The 19,248-nt window shown below is 40.2% G+C and carries 16 protein-coding genes and 1 pseudogene; 1 reads left to right on the plus strand and 16 read right to left on the minus strand.

Features of this window, described 5'->3' with window-relative positions:
• Positions 1 to 7: 7 nt before the first annotated feature.
• The 6 genes from tsaD to secA form a co-directional block, all read right to left on the minus strand.
• On the minus strand, positions 8 to 1,015 hold the full coding sequence (gene tsaD / locus SPI61_RS06535) for a tRNA (adenosine(37)-N6)-threonylcarbamoyltransferase complex transferase subunit TsaD (RefSeq protein WP_321137317.1): 1,008 nt from the start codon (positions 1,013 to 1,015) through the stop codon (positions 8 to 10).
• On the minus strand, positions 1,000 to 1,401 hold the full coding sequence (gene rimI, locus SPI61_RS06540; protein WP_321137318.1) for a ribosomal protein S18-alanine N-acetyltransferase: 402 nt from the start codon (positions 1,399 to 1,401) through the stop codon (positions 1,000 to 1,002). The genes tsaD and rimI overlap by 16 nt, the downstream gene beginning before the upstream one ends.
• Entirely contained in the window at positions 1,398 to 2,057 is a 660-nt protein-coding gene (gene tsaB / locus SPI61_RS06545; RefSeq protein ID WP_321137319.1) for a tRNA (adenosine(37)-N6)-threonylcarbamoyltransferase complex dimerization subunit type 1 TsaB, read from the minus strand. The genes rimI and tsaB overlap by 4 nt, the downstream gene beginning before the upstream one ends.
• Positions 2,057 to 2,476: a tRNA (adenosine(37)-N6)-threonylcarbamoyltransferase complex ATPase subunit type 1 TsaE gene (gene tsaE, locus SPI61_RS06550; RefSeq protein WP_321137320.1), complete on the minus strand. Its 420-nt coding sequence runs from the start codon at positions 2,474 to 2,476 to the stop codon at positions 2,057 to 2,059. Before tsaE ends, tsaB begins: the two co-directional genes overlap by 1 nt.
• Positions 2,473 to 3,589, minus strand: a protein-coding gene (gene prfB / locus SPI61_RS06555) for a peptide chain release factor 2 (RefSeq protein WP_321137321.1) whose coding sequence is annotated in 2 segments (ribosomal slippage) — positions 2,473 to 3,513 and positions 3,515 to 3,589 — 1,116 coding nt in all. Because the reading frame shifts where the segments join, the coding sequence is not laid out codon by codon here. Before prfB ends, tsaE begins: the two co-directional genes overlap by 4 nt.
• Complete coding sequence (secA, locus tag SPI61_RS06560; RefSeq protein ID WP_321137322.1) at positions 3,589 to 6,309, minus strand: preprotein translocase subunit SecA; 2,721 nt, start codon at positions 6,307 to 6,309, stop codon at positions 3,589 to 3,591. Before secA ends, prfB begins: the two co-directional genes overlap by 1 nt.
• A gap of 2,007 nt (positions 6,310 to 8,316) precedes the next feature.
• On the opposite strand from secA, the gene SPI61_RS06565 reads away from it, so the two are divergent.
• On the plus strand, positions 8,317 to 8,718 hold the full coding sequence (locus tag SPI61_RS06565) for a hypothetical protein (RefSeq protein WP_321137323.1): 402 nt from the start codon (positions 8,317 to 8,319) through the stop codon (positions 8,716 to 8,718).
• A gap of 208 nt (positions 8,719 to 8,926) precedes the next feature.
• Here the strand turns inward: SPI61_RS06565 and SPI61_RS06570 are convergent, their stop codons facing one another.
• From SPI61_RS06570 to SPI61_RS06615, 10 genes and pseudogenes are all read right to left on the minus strand, one after another.
• Positions 8,927 to 9,499, minus strand: a complete 573-nt coding sequence (locus SPI61_RS06570; RefSeq protein WP_321137324.1) for a Maf family protein — start codon at positions 9,497 to 9,499, stop codon at positions 8,927 to 8,929.
• Complete coding sequence (locus tag SPI61_RS06575) at positions 9,496 to 10,116, minus strand: HAD family hydrolase (RefSeq protein ID WP_321137325.1); 621 nt, start codon at positions 10,114 to 10,116, stop codon at positions 9,496 to 9,498. Before SPI61_RS06575 ends, SPI61_RS06570 begins: the two co-directional genes overlap by 4 nt.
• Complete coding sequence (locus SPI61_RS06580) at positions 10,103 to 11,230, minus strand: amidohydrolase (protein ID WP_321137326.1); 1,128 nt, start codon at positions 11,228 to 11,230, stop codon at positions 10,103 to 10,105. Before SPI61_RS06580 ends, SPI61_RS06575 begins: the two co-directional genes overlap by 14 nt.
• 114 nt (positions 11,231 to 11,344) lie before the next feature.
• On the minus strand, positions 11,345 to 12,364 hold the full coding sequence (gene arsB, locus SPI61_RS06585; RefSeq protein WP_321137366.1) for an ACR3 family arsenite efflux transporter: 1,020 nt from the start codon (positions 12,362 to 12,364) through the stop codon (positions 11,345 to 11,347).
• A 25-nt stretch (positions 12,365 to 12,389) separates the two neighbouring features.
• Positions 12,390 to 14,132 carry an arsenical pump-driving ATPase gene (arsA, locus tag SPI61_RS06590; protein WP_321137367.1) on the minus strand — a complete coding sequence of 581 codons (1,743 nt, stop codon included), beginning with the start codon at positions 14,130 to 14,132 and terminating at the stop codon, positions 12,390 to 12,392.
• Between the two features lie 19 nt (positions 14,133 to 14,151).
• Positions 14,152 to 14,652, minus strand: a complete 501-nt coding sequence (arsD, locus tag SPI61_RS06595) for an arsenite efflux transporter metallochaperone ArsD (protein WP_321137327.1) — start codon at positions 14,650 to 14,652, stop codon at positions 14,152 to 14,154.
• Positions 14,653 to 14,944: 292 nt separating this feature from the next.
• Positions 14,945 to 15,178, minus strand: a pseudogene (locus tag SPI61_RS07725) (ArsR/SmtB family transcription factor); the annotation flags it as partial.
• A 165-nt stretch (positions 15,179 to 15,343) separates the two neighbouring features.
• Positions 15,344 to 17,077, minus strand: coding sequence for an NADH-dependent [FeFe] hydrogenase, group A6 (locus SPI61_RS06605; RefSeq protein ID WP_321137329.1), 1,734 nt, complete (start codon positions 17,075 to 17,077; stop codon positions 15,344 to 15,346).
• 9 nt (positions 17,078 to 17,086) lie between these two features.
• Positions 17,087 to 18,664: an NADH-ubiquinone oxidoreductase-F iron-sulfur binding region domain-containing protein gene (locus SPI61_RS06610; protein ID WP_321137330.1), complete on the minus strand. Its 1,578-nt coding sequence runs from the start codon at positions 18,662 to 18,664 to the stop codon at positions 17,087 to 17,089.
• 1 nt (position 18,665) lies between these two features.
• On the minus strand, positions 18,666 to 19,151 hold the full coding sequence (locus SPI61_RS06615; protein WP_321137331.1) for an NAD(P)H-dependent oxidoreductase subunit E: 486 nt from the start codon (positions 19,149 to 19,151) through the stop codon (positions 18,666 to 18,668).
• Positions 19,152 to 19,248 lie beyond the last annotated feature (97 nt).

Consider the following 19,248-nt stretch of genomic DNA (forward strand, 5'->3'; position numbering starts at 1 on the left):
ATTCCTCCTACAATCCCATATTCGGGTCGGCGACAAAATCAATTGGCGATTCGCCGTATTTTTCGTATTGTATAAAACCTGCAACTCCAATCATTGCAGCGTTGTCTCCCGTGTATTTTGCTTCCGGCGTCAAAACTTTTATTTGAAATTCATCGCCCGCTTTTTGTATGCTGTCTCGAATGGCTTTGTTGTTTGAAACGCCGCCCGAGATTGCTATGGTCTTTCTGTTTTTCATATTTGCCGCTCTTATGACCTTGTCCACAATTACATCAATCACCGCTTCCTGGAAACTCCTTGCAACGTCTTCGCGCTTTATCGGATTGCCTTTCATATTTTCTGTATTGATATAATTTATGACCGCAGTTTTAAGCCCCGAAAACGAAAAGTCGAATGAGTCCTTCGAAAGATAAACACGCGGAAAATCGAGAACATCCTCGCCGTCCTTCGCAAGTTTTTCAAGCTCCGCTCCGCCCGGATAACCGATTCCCATGACGCGCGCAACTTTGTCGAAGCTCTCGCCCGTCGCGTCGTCTTTTGTCTCGCCGATTTTATGAAACTCGTCGTAGTCTACAACGTCTATGATATAAGTGTGTCCCCCGCTCACGACAAGCGCGATATACGGCGGTTTTAAATCCGGATTTGAAATATAGTTCGACGCGATATGCCCCTTCATGTGGTTTACCCCGACAACCGGAATGCCCGTTCCGACGCCGAGCGCCTTTGCGAACGAAACGCCGACAAGAAGACTGCCGATGAGCCCCGGTCCTTGTGTAACGGATATAAGATCGATGTCGCCCAGCGTTTTATCCGCGCGAAGAAGCGCTTCTTTTAAACAGATTTCAATTGCATCGATGTGCATTCTCGAAGCAATTTCCGGCACAACTCCTCCATATTTCAGGTGCGTGTCGATTTGGCTCTGCACGACATTTGAAAGAACTTTATTCGGTTTTTCGACAACCGCAATGCTCGTGTCATCGCAGCTCGTTTCAATTGCTAATGTTAACATATCTTCCACTCCATCAAAAGAGCGTTCTCTCCCCCTTCATAATAGCCTTTTCTGATTCCTATATTTTTGAAATTGTATTTTTCATACATTTTCTGAGCGTTTATATTTGAATCTCTGACTTCCAAAAAAATACTCTCCGGCTTGAAATTCTCGATAAAATACTCGAGCATCTTTCCGCCGATGCCCTGCCGTCTGAACTCCTCACGAACGGCTATATAAATTATTTCCGCCTCACCTGCGACAAGTTGAAATATCGCAAATGCCACATTTTCGATGCCGATGATTTTGTAATTTTCGTTTTTAAAAAACGATTCCAAATCGCCTGTGTGAAAAATTTCAGAAGCGATTTTTCCCACCCAATGAACATCATTTTTTTCTAGCGTTCTCAGATTCATAGTTTTTCTTTTTTAACTGTGACGACGTCGCTGTCTTTTTTAAGATACTCGAGCCTCGAATGCAGGCTGTCGACATAGTCGTCCTCACTCACTCGAAGCGCCGCCTCGGTGAGCCCTTTTATTGTTAAGTAAACATCTTTTTTCGGAATAAAAGTATATCCTTTTTCCGTGAAAATCTCTTTATATTTAAGCGCATTTTCTCCAACGACAACAGTGTTTTCCCTCGACTCAATTGCTGCAACTTCCGAAATCTCATCAGTTCTTTCGTCGCCGTAGTGCTTTTTCAAATAAACTCTCTCGCGCCTTGCATCCATAATTGTGAGAACGTCTTTTTCATAATTTGCTTCATAAAAAATCGCGTCCATCGTGTCAACAAGAACAATCGGCACATTAACGGCAAAAGCGATTGCCTTTGCGGCTGCAAGACCCACTCGAAGTCCCGTAAAAGAGCCCGGACCCTTTAATGTCGAAACCGCGTCAATGTCTTTAATTGTCAAATCCACATATGAAAAGGCATCCTTTATCATTTTAAAAATCGTTTCCGATTGGCGGATGCCCGTTTCGATTGAAATCGAAATCAGAGTCTCGTCGCCTTTTGTAATGGAAACTCCGGTGGATGCCGTTCCCGTAAGTAAATTCAGTAAAACCTTGTCCATTAAAAATCTCCTCTTTTTAATGCAGCTCCGTCGAGATAGAGCACGCGTTTTCCGTCTTCGTATTTGAAAGTGAGCTTTAAATCAAACGGCTCATCTCCCAAAATTTCGGGCCACTCGATAAACTTAATCGTTTCGTCGTCAAGAATCTCTTCGATGCCGATGTTTAGCGCATCGTCGATTGTCTCGAGCCTATAGAGGTCGATGTGTGAAATTTTTTTCTCGCCGTCATAAATATTTACAAGCGAAAAAGTCGGGCTCTTTGCAAGGGTTCCGTAAATTTTTGCAATTTCATTCACAAAAGTGGTCTTCCCCGTTCCCAAGTCGCCTTCCAAAAAAACGACGTCGCCCGATTTTAAAATCTCCGCTATTTTCTTCGCAATTGAAGTTGTGTCGTCCAAACTTTTTAATTCGAATTTCAATTTGCGCCTTCCTTTTTCTTAAAGAGCAAATACGCCCTTATAAATTCGTCAATCTCGCCGTCCATAACCGACGAAACGTCGCCGATTTCAAAGTTCGTTCGGTGGTCCTTGACCATTTTGTACGGGTGAAAAACATAACTTCTGATTTGGCTGCCCCACTCGATTTTCGAATAGTTCCCGGCAAGGTCCTCAATCTTTTCCTTGCGCTCCTCCTCTTTCAAAGCTATGAGTTTCCCCTTCAAAATTTTAAGAGCAACCTCCTTGTTTTTGAGCTGACTCCTTTCGTTTTGGCAGGAAACCACAATGCCCGTCGGAATGTGTTTTATTCGAACCGCGGAGTCCGTCGTATTGACGCTTTGTCCGCCTGCACCGCTCGAACGATAAGTGTCGATTTCAAGATCATTTTCATTTATCGAGACCTCGATATCATCGTCAAGCGACGGAATTACATCGACACTTGCAAAACTCGTGTGTCTTTTTCGCGCCGTATCAAACGGACTTATACGAACTAGCCTATGCACGCCTTTTTCCGCTTTCAAATATCCGTACGCATTTCGCCCTTGAACCGCAAAAGTAACGCTCTTTATGCCGGCTTCGGTGTCCTTTAAAATGTCGTAGATGTTCATCTTGAAACCCTTTCGTTGGGACCATCTTTGATACATTCTATAGAGCATTTCCGCCCAATCTTGCGCCTCAAGACCGCCCGCACCCGAGTGGATTTGAACAACCGCATCTCCCGTGTCGTATTCACCGGTAAGCATTTGGCTGTAGCTGTAGTCCACAACTCGCCTCTCGAGATTTTTGAGCTTTTTAAGCTCGATAATATACTCTTTTTCGTCACCGTATTCTTCGGAGAGCTCGACCATAAATCGAAGCTCCCGAAGTTCCTTTAAAAGCGAATTGTAGTCGTTTAACTCCGACTCGATGTCATTTATCTTTTTCATAAGAAGAGTGGCTTCCTCGGGATTGTCCCACAAACCCGACTCCAAACTCTTCTTTTTTAACTCATTTAACTGATCCTTCTTTTTTTGAGGGTCAAAGAGACACCCCGATTTCCTGTACCTTCTCTATAAGCTCGTCTATCTGATGATATACGTCCTTAGTAACTTCCATTATTCATTCCTCCCGCAACAGTTTTTATACTTTTTGCCGCTTCCGCATGGGCATGGATCGTTTCTTCCAACCTTTGGAGCTTGACGTTTCACGGTTTGTTGTTTTTCCGCAGCGCCTTCTTTGATATTCTTTGACATCCTCTTTTTTTCAACCTTTCCCGGGTCTTCAACGTGGAATAGGAATCTCAAAAAGTCGGAGCGTATTTCACGGTTCATATCTTCAAACATTTGTGAACCTTCGATTTGATATGCTTGAACCGGGTCCTTTTGACCGTATGCTCTAAGCCCGATACCTGTTTTAAGCTGATCCATAGCATCGATTTGGTCCATCCACTTTTCGTCAACAACTCTCAAAAGAAGAATTCTTTCGATATTTCTTATGTTTTCTTCGCCGAATTCGTCTTCGCGTCTCTTGTATTCGTCGAGAATCAAATCTTTCGCTTCTTCCTTCATCGCATTCGGCGTGTCGGCTTCTTTTGGAACAACTCCAAAAACTCTTTCAAATTCAATAGCCGCAGCCGGTGCATTCCACTCTGCCGTCTTTTCAAAATCCAAAGCAGCGGAATCCACGATAAAATCGATTTCCGAATCAATCATTTCGAGAATTTGTGACTTGATATTGCCTTCGTCAAGCAACTTCTTTCTTTCTCCGTAAATGATATTTCTTTGTTGATTCATAACGTCGTCGTATTGTAAAACGTGCTTACGAGTTCTGAAGTTGTTTGCTTCGACATTTCGTTGAGCAGTTTCGATTCTCTTTGTTATAAGCTTGTGCTTAAGCGGCACATCGTCGCCTTCGCCGTACTTTTGAATGAGATTCTTTAGCGTTTCTCCACCGAAAAGTCTCATCAAATCGTCTTCGGTTGAAATATAGAACTTCGACGAACCCGGGTCCCCTTGACGTCCAGCACGACCTCTTAACTGATTGTCGATACGTCTACTTTCGTGTCTTTGCGTTCCGATAATGTGAAGCCCGCCGGCATCCATAACCTTTTGCTTTTCTTCTTTAATTTCTTCTGTGTATTTGTCAACCAAATCGTGGTATTTCTTTCTGTATGCCAAAAGTGCCGGATCATCCGTATTTTCGTGACCTTCGATATTCGGAATAAGAGTTTCATCCTCGACTTCGCGTTTAATATCGTTCATAGCCATATGTTCAGGATTTCCGCCGAGCATGATATCCGTACCACGACCTGCCATATTCGTCGCAATCGTAACTGCGCCCAAACGTCCGGCTTGTGCAACAATTTCCGCTTCCTTTTCGTGGAACTTCGCATTCAAAACCCTATGCGGAATTCTTTCTTTCTTTAAAAGACGAGACAAATGCTCCGAGTCCTCAATCGTGATAGTACCGACAAGAACCGGTTGCCCCTTTTCGAAACACTCCTTGATATCGCGAACAATCGCCGTATCCTTACCTGCAACTGTAGCATAAATTTCGTCGTCGTAATCCAACCTTTGAACAGGCTTGTTTGTCGGAATTTCAATAACTTCCATATCGTAAATTTCTCTGAATTCATTTTCTTCAGTCATTGCAGTCCCCGTCATACCCGAAAGCTTGTCGTACATACGGAAATAGTTTTGGAAAGTAATCGTCGCAAGAGTCATCGACTCATTTCTTACGTCCAAACCTTCCTTTGCTTCAATCGCTTGGTGAAGCCCGTCGCTGTACCTTCTGCCGTACATAATACGTCCTGTAAACTCGTCGACAATAAGAACTTCGCCGTCTTTTACAACATAATCCTTGTCCCTCTTCATAAGCGCCTTCGCTTTAAGGGCGATATTTATGTGGTGCATAATCTCGATATTGTCGATATCCGCAAGATTTTCAACCCCGAAAAACCTTTCGGCGTCCTTCGTGCCGAGCTCCGTGAGCGAAACGGAATTGCCCTTTTCGTCTATGACATAATCCACCGTTTCTTCCGGCATATCCTTGTCGAAATCAAGCGGACTGATCGGCTTTTCGTTCGGGTCCAAATACCTGAACGTTGCAGTGCTTGCAAAAGCCTTTGCCTTGCCGTAAAGATCGGTCGGCTTGTCGGATTGACCGCTTATAATGAGCGGTGTTCTTGCTTCGTCGATCAAAATCGAGTCGACTTCGTCAACGATTGCAAAATTTTGTCCCCTTTGAACCATATTGCCCTTATAAATGACCATATTGTCTCTCAAATAGTCAAAACCGAACTCATTGTTGGTCCCGTAAGTTATATCCGCATCGTATGCATCTCTTCTTTCGGCATTATCCATTCCGTTAACGATAACGCCGACTTTTAATCCCATAAATTCAAAAACCTTGCCCATCCAGTTTCTGTCACGCTTTGCAAGGTAATCATTGACCGTGACAATGTGTACTCCCTTTCCGGAAAGTGCGTTTAAATATGCCGGCAAAGTCGCAACCAAAGTCTTTCCTTCCCCGGTCTTCATTTCCGCAATCCTTCCTTGGTGTAAAACGAGTCCCCCTATTACTTGTACTCTGAAAGGGCGCATCTTCAAAACACGATAATCCGCCTCTCTTATAGCTGCAAATGCTTCAGGGAGAATATCATCAAGCGTCTTTCCTTCGTTCAAAAGCTCCTTAAACTCGAGCGTCTTATTTTTTAATTCCTCGTCGGATAGCGCTTTATATTTATCTTCAAGGCTCATAACCTCATCCACAATCGGCTCAATCTTTTTTAACTCTTTTGCGGACGGTGTGCCAAAAATCTTTTCAAATAACCCCATAATAATCTTCCTTTCATATAGCTATATTATAACATTTTATAAACGATATATCAATTGATACAGATTACATAACATAAACAAAAACAAACACACAAACAAATCAAACTCTGGAAATATATATCCCGAGAAATGTCAAATTGTGAAATTGAGGGAATATTTTATTTTGTTTGTTTTTCTTTACTTTACTTTTCTTTTCTTTACTTTACTTTGCTTTTCTTTGCTTGGCATAGTTATATTATGCATGTGCATTTTCGACATCGAGTTTTTATGAACCGAAACAGTTTGAGCGACGTTTTTTATAAAAATTTATTTTAGTTCTCGATTTAAAACTTACACACAAACTTTAAGACAATTTTTTTGTTTTTGTTTTATTTGCTTTTCTTTGCTTTTCTTTGCTTTTCTTTGCTTGGCATCATTTTGCATACCGCTTGCAATGCACTTGCATATCGTTTGTAATGCAATTGAATAATTTTGCATTGCTTTTAAATATTTTTGTCTGACTTTGTGTGAATCCAAAAACAGAATTGATATAAAAGCCACTAACTCTACACATAAAAAATATTTATAACTTTTTTTGATTTTAAATGCATTTTGGATTGTTTTACAAGAACAATGTTTTTAACTTAATTGCTAGGCAAAATAAATCTAACTTTGAAATAAAATTTTACACACACAAATTTAGATGCATTATTATTTTGCTTTTTTTATTTTTGTTTGTTTTATTTGCTTTGCTTTTCTTTTCTTTGCTTTGCTTTTCTTTGCTTTTCTTTGCATAAAATCGCATACCATTCGCATGCCATTCGTATGTCATCGCATTACGGTCGCATATCATTCGTATACGGTTCATATAAAATCGCATTCAATTCCCATTCGTTTCTTATGCCATCGCATTACGGTCGCATACCATACGTATACGTTTCGCATACAACTCGCAATTACTTCGCATACTTTGGAACTTAATCAATTTATTTTAATTTCTTCTTTTTTCTATTCCACTTTTCTCTTTTCCTATTTCATTTTTCTCTTTTCCTACTCCACTTTTCTCTTCTCCTATTCTACTCCTATTCTACTCCAATCAAATTTTTTTAAATAATCCATTTAAATCCATCAATATAAAAATTCCCCTTCCTATTCCCCAATGTTGCGAAATCTTAATATTGCATTTCTATTTCTTAATTTTTTATTTTTGTATAAAGTTTTTATATATCTTCAGATATTTTTAAAATTTAGACTGCAAAAACATAAGCTATGACAAAACGTGCTTTTAAAAATTCTTTTATGTAAAATCTCAGTTGTTCTCTAAAAATTTCTGTAATCCACAATATTATAACTCCGTTTCTGCCATCCTACTCTTCTCTCTATCTTTCTCTTCATTTCTTCCTTAATCTCTACTCTTATGCTCTACACTTAATCCCGTATTTTCATCTCCTCGCTTAATCACATCACTTATCTTCTCACCTTTTCTCTTATTCTCAACGCTTCAGCTCTTTTCTATTCTAGTTTCCACATCTCTATTCTTCTTTACACTTCTTTATTCTAATTTTCACTTCTCTTATTCTACTGCACTCATTTTTTTAATTAACCATTTAAAATCATAAATATAAATTCCCCTTAAGCCTGGATTAAACCCTACAACAACTATGGACCCTATGCATTCATGGACTCAAACAAAAGAAACAAATTGACTTTACAAGAACAAAATAATCTAGTAGAATTGTATCTAAGGGAGAAAACATAACTAACAACATTTGCTAAAAGCCACAGACGGATAATTTTTTGAATTTACTCATGTCAAGGGCTTCGCAAGTTGCTTCGCAACGCTTGACACTCGAATTCAAAAATTTATCTGTCTAATAGAAAGCATGCTTAAGGATAAGTGTATAAATGTGTCCAATTTTTTGGGAACACCTCAAATATTCGCTGTAAAGAGATTGTACAACTATCTTAAAAGAATTAAACATTTTCACTTGTTATAAAAAATAATCTAAAAAAGAGGGAGACAGGAAGATGGATTACTTATTTATATGTATATTACTTATCACTTTTTTCATAATATTGTTTTATACTTTGTGGATTAACGGGTATTTAATTATAAGTAGGAAAACAGCTAAATTGTTCATTGCTTCGTTTAAAAATAAGAAACGATGTAGGATAAAATTTGTATCCTGCAATGGCTGTATTAACAAAATACTTAAGTTTAAGGAAAATCGCAGTTATGATTTTTGCTTAAACAGTATAGTTAAAAATGGGCTTGTTTTGGCAGAAATATTGGATAATAACAAAAAATTATTGTTACACCTGGATTCTAATATGCCAAATGCTACTATAAATATTGATAAAAAATATCGATACTATTTGATTCTAAAATTTGAAGAAGCAACAGGTGAGTTGGAATTTTTATGGAATTAATGTAGAATATCGTTCTCTTAATGAAAAATTTAAAACGAGATAGGATTATCTAAAAGTGATTAACCTTTAGTTGAAATAAACTATTGGTTAATCACTTTTTATGTAGATCCAAATAAACAACTCCCCAAACAAAAAGCAACTGAAAATATTCCCGAGATTTTCCAAAAATCCCGACAATAAAATCAGTTGCCCGATATTCTATCTTAAATTATTCCATAACACCCAAAACCGCGTCGATTGGAAGTCCCACAACATTGTAGTAGTCCCCGTCAATCGAGTCGACAAAGAGTGCACCGCTGTCCTGGATTCCGTATGCTCCGGCTTTTCCGTCACTTTCTCCGCTCTCAACATACTCCTCGATGAGTCTCGAAATAAGCTCAGAATTTTCTCTAAATTTTACCTTGGTCTCCACGGAAAATGTTCTCACTTCTCCGTCTTTTTTTATCGAAACACCGGTGATAACCTCGTGAGTTTTTCCGAGCAGTTCTCGGAGCATTCTCTTCGCATCTTCGTGATCTTTCGGTTTTCCAAGAGCTTCATTTCCCAAAAATACAAGTGTGTCCGCACAGAGAATTGTATCGCTTGAAAAGTCCTTTTCAATCGATTTTAATTTAGAATGCGATAGTTCCTTGACGAGTTCGCATTTGTCGTCACCGTTTTTTATGTCAAACTTCGCCCGGATGCTCTCCTCGTCTACAATCGGTTTTACAACTTTAAATTTCACGCCCATCATGTCCAAAATGTCTTTTCTTCTCGGAGATGAGCTGCCCAAAATAATCATACCAGTTTTAAAATGTCCTCCGGTTTTTCAATTTCAATCGCTTCGGCATCGTGCTTGAGGTTTGTGCCCCACATGCAATAAGCGTAGTCAATGCCGGCGTCAATCGCTGCCAAATGGTCCGCAATTGCGTTTCCAAGCATTAGCGTTTCCTCTTTTTTGAGATTGTGCTTTTTCAAATAATATTTAAGCATGTCGCCCGACGGCTTCGGATTTTCGCCGTAGTCCCTGCATGTGAATTTGTCGATATATTTTCCGATTCCGTTCACATTCATCGCAACCAAAGTCTCGCTCTCGCTTCTGTTTGTCGCAACGCCCATGTTTATTTTCTTGTCCTTCAAAATTGCAAGCACATCTTCAATGCCGTCGAAAAACTTTATACTTCCGCTGTTTGCATCATAAAGTTCCTGCAGCTTAAGCATATTTGCAGTAGTCGTCGGAATTCCAAGATTTATGACAGACTGTTCGGAAGAAGCGTGAAAAATATCATCCGCTTCTTTTTCCGTCAAGCCTCGATTAATCATGAGCCTTGCAAATGCGTCAAAAGCTCCGACAGTCGCCTCGTTTGAGTCGAGGAGTGTCCCATCGCAGTCGAAGATGAGATTCTTATATTTCTTCACTAAATCTAACCTTTCCGTCAATTATCGTCTTTACGCATCTTGCGTTTGTGGATTCCATAAAATCTTCGTTGAAAATTGCAAAGTCCGCATCTTTTCCTTCTTCAATTGAGCCGACTCTGTCTTCAACTCCGATTATTTCTGCGGCGTTAATTGTGATTGCTTTGTATGCATCTTCTTTTTTCATGCCGTGTCTGTATGCGAGCATTGCGCACATTGTAAGGTCTTGAAGAGGTATAACCGTCGAGTCGGTCATAATTGCAACTTTAACCCCCGCATTTGCCAAAACTCCTGCAGTTTCAAAGCATTTGTCCTTAAGTTCAACTTTACTTCTTCCGCCGAAACTCGGTCCAACGATACAGCTAAATCCTGAATTTTTAATCAAATCCACAATTTTGTGTCCTTCCGTCACGTGGTCGAGTGTGAGACCGAGGCCAAATTCTTTTGCAATTCTTATAGCAGTTGCAATGTCGTCCGCTCTGTGGCAGTGTGCCTTTAGAGGGATTTCGTGATTTATAACTTTTTGGAATGCTTCAAGTCCCAAATCAAATTTGTGGTCCTTGTCATTTCCATATTCAATAGCTTTATTTATATATTCTCTCAGAAGTGAAGCAATTTTCATTCTTGTATAAGGGCTTTTCTTTTGAGACTGACCGTAAAATCTCTTTGGATTTTCACCGAATGCGATTTTCATTGCACTCTCTTTTTTTACAACCATCTCGTCGACGCATGTGCCGTATGATTTCAAACAGCAGAAAGTGCCGCCGATAACATTTGCAGAACCCGGACCTGCGTTAAAAGTTGTAACTCCACCTTCCATTGCATCCTTTATGCCGGATTCGAAAGGATTTATAGCGTCGATTCCGCGGCAATCGGCTTGAATCGGATCGCTTGCTTCGTTGTAGTCCTGTCCTTCGTACCCGATATCTTGTTCATCAAGACCCGTGTGACAGTGTGCTTCAACAAATCCCGGAAAAATAATTTTCCCCGTGCAGTCGATTACATCTTTGTCTGAACTTTCTCCAATCGATTTTATCTTTCCGTCTTCCACCAAAATTCCCGGATTATCCTTTAAAATTCCTTCTCTTGTCAAATATTTTCCATTTTTTAAATACATAATTTTATCCTCCTCATTCTATTATAATATTTTTTGTATAAAACTACAAATAAAACTTAAAACAATAAGACAATAAAAAATACCCGGAAATATTTTTCCGGATATTTTATAATATCATTCAAATTTATCTTTTGAATTATTTGCAATTTTTACTAGAGTGAGCATCACCGGCACTTCCGTTAAAACCCCGACAGTTGTCGCAAGCGCTGCAGGACTTGTCGTTCCGAAAAGTGCAATTGCAACCGCAACCGCCAACTCAAAAAAATTCGATGCGCCAATCATTCCCGCCGGTGCTGCAATATCAAACGGTAAACGTATTGACTTTGCAACTCCGAAAGAAACAAAGAAAATAAAAAATGTCTGTATTATCAAAGGAATCGCGATAAGAATGATATGAACCGGATTTGAAAGAATCACTTCCGCCTGCGATGCAAAAATCAAAACCAGCGTTAGTAAAAGTCCCACAGTCGTAATTCCGTCAAATTTGTGAACAAATTCGCTTTCGAAATATTCTTTGCCGCGTTTTTTTAGAACCGTCATCCTTGTCACAATTCCACCCACAAGTGGAATTACAACAAACAGAAAAACGCTCAAAAAGAGAGTACTATAAGGCACGCTTACATTTGAAACCCCGAGCAAAAATTTTACAATCGGCACAAAAGCGACAAGTATTATTAAGTTATTTGTTGCCACCTGTACAACCGTATAAGCCGGGTTTCCGTTTGTGAGCGCACTCCAGACAAAAACCATAGCCGTACATGGAGCCGCCCCTAAAAGAACCGCCCCCGCAAGATACTCTCTTGCAAGGTCCGGAGAAATATAGTTTTTAAAAATCACAAACAGAAAGAAATATACTATTCCATACATAGTAAACGGCTTTATTAGCCAGTTTACAATCCAAGTCAAATACAAGCCTTTTGGATTTTTACCCACTTCTTTTACGCTATTAAAGTCCACTTTTATCATCATCGGATAAATCATAATCCAAATTAAAACTGCAATCGGAATCGATATATTTGAAATTTCAAGCTTACCTAAAAACTCCGTAACGCCCGGCAGAAATCTGCCTATTAAAATCCCGACCGCCATACACAAAAGCACCCAAAGCGATAGATGTCTTTGAAATGCGGTTATTTTTTTTCCTCCATTTACTTCTCCTTTAAAATAATTCTTTAAGTTTTTCGCCTTTTATTTCATCTGCTTTCCACTCAATTACAGCAAAATTTCCATTAGAATGCTCTTCAACTTTCTTTATCCACTTGACTTCCTCATTTCCTTTTGCCGCAAGCAACTTGTCTGTCGAGTTCGCTTTATAAAGTGAAGAATTTATTATCCACCATTTTACAGGGAGGTTCGCTCTCTTTAAATCGTCCTCCAAACGTAGCGCTTCATACACAGGCGTTGCCTCGGCAAGTGTTACTATAACAACCTCGGTTTCCTCCGAACGCAATCTCGGTAAAAGATTTTTGACCGATTCCGGAATATTTCCTCCCTGTGTTCGTTGAACTTCTTTGTGATAGCTTTGGGATGAATCCAACAAAAGAAGCGTATGTCCTGTAGGCGCGGTGTCTATAACTACGACCTTATCATCACATTCGTCCACAATTTCCGCAAAAGCGCGGAATACTGCAATTTCCTGTGTGCAAGGAGAGCGCAAATCCTCTTTTATATATTCCAAATCATCTTCGGACATCGTTTCCCTAGCCTTCGATAAAACCTCTTCCTGATATTTTTTCAACTCTTCTTTTTCATCTATATGACTCATAGATATATTTTTATTTTCACTTATAACATATTTTAAATGTGCCGCCGGGTCTGTTGTTGCGAGATTTACCTTCACACCTTTTTCTGCCATTCCCATTGCAATAGCGGCTGCAACAGTTGTTTTTCCGACGCCTCCCTTTCCCATAGTGAAAATAACTTTTCTGCCGTTTTTATATAAATCGTCAATTACCTCTCTCAAATGTGGCAATTTATCTACTTCCGATTTTTCAACCTCATCATAAATTTTGTCGTCTGTAAATAATGTACGAATATTATCTATCCCTACAACATTGTACGCTCTTAAAGGAACAATATAAGTCTTCATCCTTCTCAAATGCTCCGGCATATCTTTTAAAGCGTTTTGCTGTTTATTAAAGAGCTTTTTGGAAACCTCGTCCGTCGGCTCCGTTAAAACACCGTTGATAATCATAATCTGATTATTTATATCAAGCTGTGCGAGTTCCTGAGACGCTCTCATTGCTTCCTTAATAGGAGTTTCCTCGGCTCTTGTAACCAAAATAAGTGTCGTCAGATTCTTATCACTCAAAGTTTCCACAGCTTTTTTATAAATATCTTTTTTGCTCTCCAACCCTGAAAGTTGTCCCAAACAAGATGCACCGTGAGTATTTTCACTTATAAAACCGCTCCATGCCGACGGAAGTTGTAACATTCTAAGAGTGTGCCCTGTAGGAGCCGTATCAAAAATAATATTGTCATATTTTTCAGAAATTTCGCCGTCGGTTATGAAATTTGAAAACTCATTAAATGCAGCAATTTCAACAGTGCACGAACCGGATAACTGCTCCTCCATATTGGCAATAACCGATTGAGGAAGCTTACCTCTGTACGGCGAAATTACACTCTCTTTGTATTCCTCTGCCGCCTCTATCGGATCGAGATTCAAAACCGTAAGTCCGCTCACTTCATCGATTTTAACACCCTTGTTGTCCAACTTCTTATCAAAAACATCCTGCAAATTGGATGCGGGATCAGTGCTTATAAGAAGCACTTTTTTTCCTTCATCCGCAAGCTTTACAGCCGTGGCACAGGCAATTGAAGTTTTTCCGACACCGCCTTTTCCGGTAAAGAAAAGATACTTTGTCAGATGGTTTTTGTCAGGCATAAAAAGTTCATACATATTTGTCCCCCCATTTTTCTTAACAACATCCACAAGAACAACCGCCTTCTTTTTTGTCATTCTTTGAAACTTCTTTATTCTCTCCGTCTCCGCAACAACATGTGTCGTCATCGTCTCCGCTGCAACATGTGTCGCCATCGTCTCCGCTGCAACATGTGTCGTCATCGTCATCTCCGCAACAACATGATGTCGCCCCTTTTGGGAGAAGCATTTCCGCCGGAAGCTTTAAGAGAGTCAATATCTCATCATTTGCAGGATACCTTCCCTCTATTACAATCTCTCCGTCCAAAGTCACAACAGGCAAACCTTCGACACCCTTATCATTTAAATATTGGTTGACAATATTATTTTTGACAAATTCCATTGGTGCGCTGTTTAAATTAAATCTTTCAATTTCTACCCCTTCATTTTTTAACGTATTCAAAACTGTAGAAATACGAAGAAGTTCAGGGTCCACATTTACTCCGCAAAGCCCCGTTTCACAACATAGGGCAGGTTCATAGATACACATCTTGCTCATAATAATCTCTCCTTCATAATACATTGAAGATTTTCTATATGTGGCTTTTAATTATAGCCGATGCCAAAATATGCATCGGCGTATGAATACAATTCAAACAGAATTGTAAATCTTATTTTGTCCCACAACTGCAGTCTCTATCGCTTTCGCAACCACAATCCGATTCACTTTCGCCGTCGCAACAGCAATCGCAATTGGAATCACCTTCTCTTCCGGTGTTTAAAATCTTGTGACAAATACAATCCGGTTTATCTGAGAACATGATATCTAAAGTTTTCTGCAAATTGTTCAAAGTGGACTGATTCAGACAATAATAAACATTTTTTCCTTCTCTGCGAAAATTCACCAATTTTAAATTCACGAGCTGCTTCATGTCGTGAGACAAAGTAGGTTGCGTTATATGAAACGCCTCCAAAAGTTCGCAAGCACACAGCTCACCGCAAGAAAGCATATCCACGATGCGCAAACGCTTCGGATCGGACAACACTTTCAATATTTTCGCTGTATCGTTATATACCTTATCCAAAATCTCACCTCATATAGAAATCTTTCTATATGTTATTATATCATTTAATTTTAAAAACGTCAATACCTTTTTATAAAATCGTATCATTAGTTTTAATAAATCGAATAAAAATATAAAAAAAATATCTATGGAGGATTTTACTCCCACATAGATATTATAGAGTCTCTATAGTTTCGGTTTTGCTTCATAGCTCGTGTGAAGAAGTTCGTGAGCTCTTGGTCCCGCAACTTCGCCGAGATATGTTTCGTAAAGTTCTTTAATCTTTGGATTTTCGTGTGACTTTCTGAGTTTTTTATTTTGGTCGACACTGTAAATTCCTTCGGCTCTTCGTCTTAAAATGCTGATGTCACCGTGGTGGAAAGGTTGTCCGCCGCCGCCGATGCATCCGCCCGGACACGCCATAACTTCAATTGCATCGAACTTTTCTTCGCCGCTCTTAACTTTGTTTAAAAGTTTTCTCGTGTTTCCAAGTCCGTTTGCAACTGCGATTCTGACGTCTCTGTCGCCGATTTTTACGGTTGTTTCTTTGATTCCCGTAAGCCCTCTCAAATCTGTGAACTCGAGTTTTTCAAGTTCTTTTCCGGTCAAGGTTTCATAAGCGGTTCTTACCGTCGCTTCAATAACTCCGCCCGTCGCACCGAAGATCGCGCCTGCACCCGTCGATTCTCCCATAGGATCGTCGAAGTCGTCATCCGGAAGTTCAGTAAAATGAATTCCCGCTTCTTTAATCATCGATGCGAGTTCTCTCGTCGTTATAACCATATCGACATCGGACGCACCCTTGTGCTCAAGTTCAGGTCTTGCCGCTTCGAATTTCTTTGCGATGCACGGCATAACTGAAACCACAACCATATCTTCCGGTTTTATATTCATCTTTTCGCAGAGATATGACTTTGCGATTGCTCCGAACATTTCGTGTGGACTCTTACATGTGCTTGGAATGTCAATCATATCGGAGAATTGTTGCTCCATAAAGTTTACCCATCCCGGGCAACATGAAGTCAAAATCGGAAGCTTGCCGTTTCCCTTCATTCTTTCGACAAATTCATTCGCTTCTTCAACAATTGTGAGGTCGGCTGCGAAGTTTGTGTCAAATACCATATCAAAACCGAGTTTTCTTAGAGCTGTGACCATCTTTCCGGTCACAACAGTTCCCGGTTCCATTCCGAACATTTCACCAAGCGCAACTCTTACAGCCGGCGCCGTTTGAACTATAACCGTTTTGTTCGAGTGAAGAGCCTTCCAAACTTTTCTGACATTCGAAACTTCAGTGAGTGCGCCTGTCGGACAAACACTCAAGCATTGACCGCAGAATGTACAGGTCGTTTCGTACATAGTTCTGTTAAATGTACTGCCGACATGAGTATAAAATCCCCTTCCGATTTCTGCGAGCGCCCCGACCGTTTGCACTTCGTTACACATAGTTTCGCATCTTCTGCAAAGAATGCATTTGTTCGGGTCTCTCACGAGCGAAAGACTGTTTGCGTCAATCGGCAACTCTCTCATTTCGCCTTGATAAGGAATTTCTCTTATTCCAAGATCGTGCGCAATTTTTTGAAGTTGACAGTCGAGATTCTTCGCACATGTCAAACATGAATTCGGGTGGTCCGAAAGAAGAAGCTCCACAACCGTTCTTCTCGCTTGAACAGCTCTCGTGGAGTCGGTTTCAATAATCATTCCTTCCTTTACAGGTGTTGCGCATGACGGAAAGAGTTTTCCGCTTTTTTTATCTTCAACCATACAAACTCTGCAGCTTGCAAGTTTATTTATAAATTTTATGTCGTGTAAATCCATATGACAAAGTGTTGGAATTTGAATGTCTATCATATTTGCAGCCTGCAAAATGGTAGTTCCCTTCTCCACACTTATATCTATTCCGTTGATTTTAAGGTTAATCATTTTGACCTCCTAATCCAAAATAATTGCATTCACAGGACATGCTTCCATACATTGTCCGCACTTTATGCACTTTGTAGAATCAATCTCGTGTTTCGCTCTCACTTCTCCGGAAATACAACTTACCGGACATGTTTTTGCGCATTTTGTACAGCCTATGCATTTGTCCGTTATGAAATATTCGAGAATGCCCTTACATCTCTTTGCCGGGCATGTTTTATGTTCGCCGACGTGGGCCATATATTCATCTCTGAAATAGTGGAGCGTTGACAAAATCGGGTTCGGACTCGATTGACCAAGTCCACAAAGACTTGTTTCGCAAACAACTTTTGAAAGTGTTTCAAGCTTTTCAATCGTAGTTTCGTCGCCTCTTCCTTCCGTCAAATCAACGAGCATTTCATAGAGTCTCTTGTTTCCGATTCTACAAGGCGTGCACTTTCCACATGATTCATCGACCGAGAACTCGAGGAAGAATCTTGCAACGTCGACCATACAGTCGTCTTCGTCCATTACAACCATTCCGCCGGAGCCCATGATTGAGCCGATTGCCTTCAATGATTCAAAATCGCATCCGGTGTCAAAAAGCTCAGTCGGAATACACCCGCCGGACGGTCCGCCCGTTTGAACGGCTTTTGCTTTTTTGCCGTTTTGAATGCCTTCTCCAATGTCATAAACAATCGTGTTTATCGAAGTTCCCATCGGCACTTCAACAAGTCCCGAATGCTCAATTTTTCCAACGAGCGCAAAAACTTTCGTGCCCGGTGAATCCTTTGTGCCGATTGAACTGAACCAGTCGGCTCCTTTATTTATAATTTGCGCGATATTTGCAAAAGTTTCAACATTATTTATAACCGTCGGCTTGCCCCAAAGTCCACGTTCAGTAGTCCTGAATTCCTTGTTTCGTGGCATTCCGCGTCTGCCTTCGATGGATTCCATAAGAGCGGTTCCTTCGCCGCAAACAAATGCACCGGCGCCTAGTCTTAATTCAATCGAAAAGTCGAAATCGCTTCCCATAATATTTTTTCCGAGAAGATTTTTTTCTTCGGCTTCTTTTATCGCTATATTCAAGCTTTGAACAGCTTTTGGATATTCCGCTCTGACATAAATAAAACCGTGTTTCGCACCGACTGCAAGACCTGCAATAGCCATACCTTCAAGCACGCTGTGCGGGTCAAATTCAAGAACCGACCTGTCCATAAAAGCGCCCGGGTCGCCTTCGTCGGCGTTACAAATTATATATTTCGTCGGCTCTGTTTGAACAAATGCCGCTTCCCACTTTCTGCCCGTAGGGAATCCCGCGCCGCCGCGTCCTCTAAGCCCGGATTTTTTTACCGTGTCGATAATTTCTTCACGGCTCATTTCATTCAAACATTTTTCAAGTGCGAAATAGCCGTCTCTTGCAATATATTCTTCAATTGAAGCAGGGTCGATGACGTTGCAGTTTCTCAAAACAATTCTCTTTTGTTTTTTGTAGAAATCGCCCTCAGGATAAATATCTTCACCGTCAATTACGAATCCACCCTTTTCAAGCCTTTCAATGAGCTGAGGATAAGTATCGCTTTTAATTTTTGTGAGTTCTTGTCTATTCATATTATTTCCCCTCTGCATCAAATAATATTTGGTCAATCATATCCTTCTTGACAAATGGAATATTTGTTCCGTCGACCGTGACAACAGGTGCGCTTCCGCATTCGCCCACACATCTCGTTTCTATAACGGAGAATTTTCCGTCGGCTGTAGTTTCGCCCGGCTTTACATTTAAAGTTTTACAAAACTCGTCCAAAAGTTTATCCGCGCCTTTTACATAACACGCCGTTCCAAGACAGATACAGATTTCGTGTTCGCCTCTCGGTGTCAATGTGAACTGTGAATAAAAGGTTGCAACTCCGAAGATTTCACTCGACGGCTTGTTGAGTTTTAATGCGATGTAATCAACAATCGGCTCCGGAATGTAACCGAAAATACGTTGAGCTTCTTGTAACACCGGCATAACTGCCCCCGGTGTATCCTTTTTCATGTCGACAAATTTTACAAATTCATCAAACTTGTCCTTATCTTTTTTGTAGCAAAAAGTCATACGAAACTCCTTTCAGATGTCCATTTTCATTTAACCGGGGAGCCTATCTCCCCATTATAAGTATTCATTATTAAGTATAGATATATTATACATTATA

It is taken from the genome of Ezakiella sp. (assembly GCF_034180565.1).
GTDB lineage: Bacteria > Bacillota > Clostridia > Tissierellales > Peptoniphilaceae > Ezakiella.

Coding starts and splice junctions, on each gene's coding strand:
- tsaB (WP_321137319.1), bottom strand. CDS start 2,057: ATGGACAAGGTTTTACTGAATTTACTTACGGGAACGGCATCCACCGGA.
- SPI61_RS06565 (WP_321137323.1), top strand. CDS start 8,317: ATGGATTACTTATTTATATGTATATTACTTATCACTTTTTTCATAATA.
- SPI61_RS06610 (WP_321137330.1), bottom strand. CDS start 18,664: ATGAATAGACAAGAACTCACAAAAATTAAAAGCGATACTTATCCTCAG.
- arsD (WP_321137327.1), bottom strand. CDS start 14,652: ATGAGCAAGATGTGTATCTATGAACCTGCCCTATGTTGTGAAACGGGG.
- arsA (WP_321137367.1), bottom strand. CDS start 14,132: ATGTATGAACTTTTTATGCCTGACAAAAACCATCTGACAAAGTATCTT.
- SPI61_RS06570 (WP_321137324.1), bottom strand. CDS start 9,499: ATGATTATTTTGGGCAGCTCATCTCCGAGAAGAAAAGACATTTTGGAC.
- SPI61_RS06605 (WP_321137329.1), bottom strand. CDS start 17,077: ATGATTAACCTTAAAATCAACGGAATAGATATAAGTGTGGAGAAGGGA.
- rimI (WP_321137318.1), bottom strand. CDS start 1,401: ATGAATCTGAGAACGCTAGAAAAAAATGATGTTCATTGGGTGGGAAAA.
- SPI61_RS06580 (WP_321137326.1), bottom strand. CDS start 11,230: ATGTATTTAAAAAATGGAAAATATTTGACAAGAGAAGGAATTTTAAAG.
- SPI61_RS06615 (WP_321137331.1), bottom strand. CDS start 19,151: ATGACTTTTTGCTACAAAAAAGATAAGGACAAGTTTGATGAATTTGTA.
- secA (WP_321137322.1), bottom strand. CDS start 6,309: ATGGGGTTATTTGAAAAGATTTTTGGCACACCGTCCGCAAAAGAGTTA.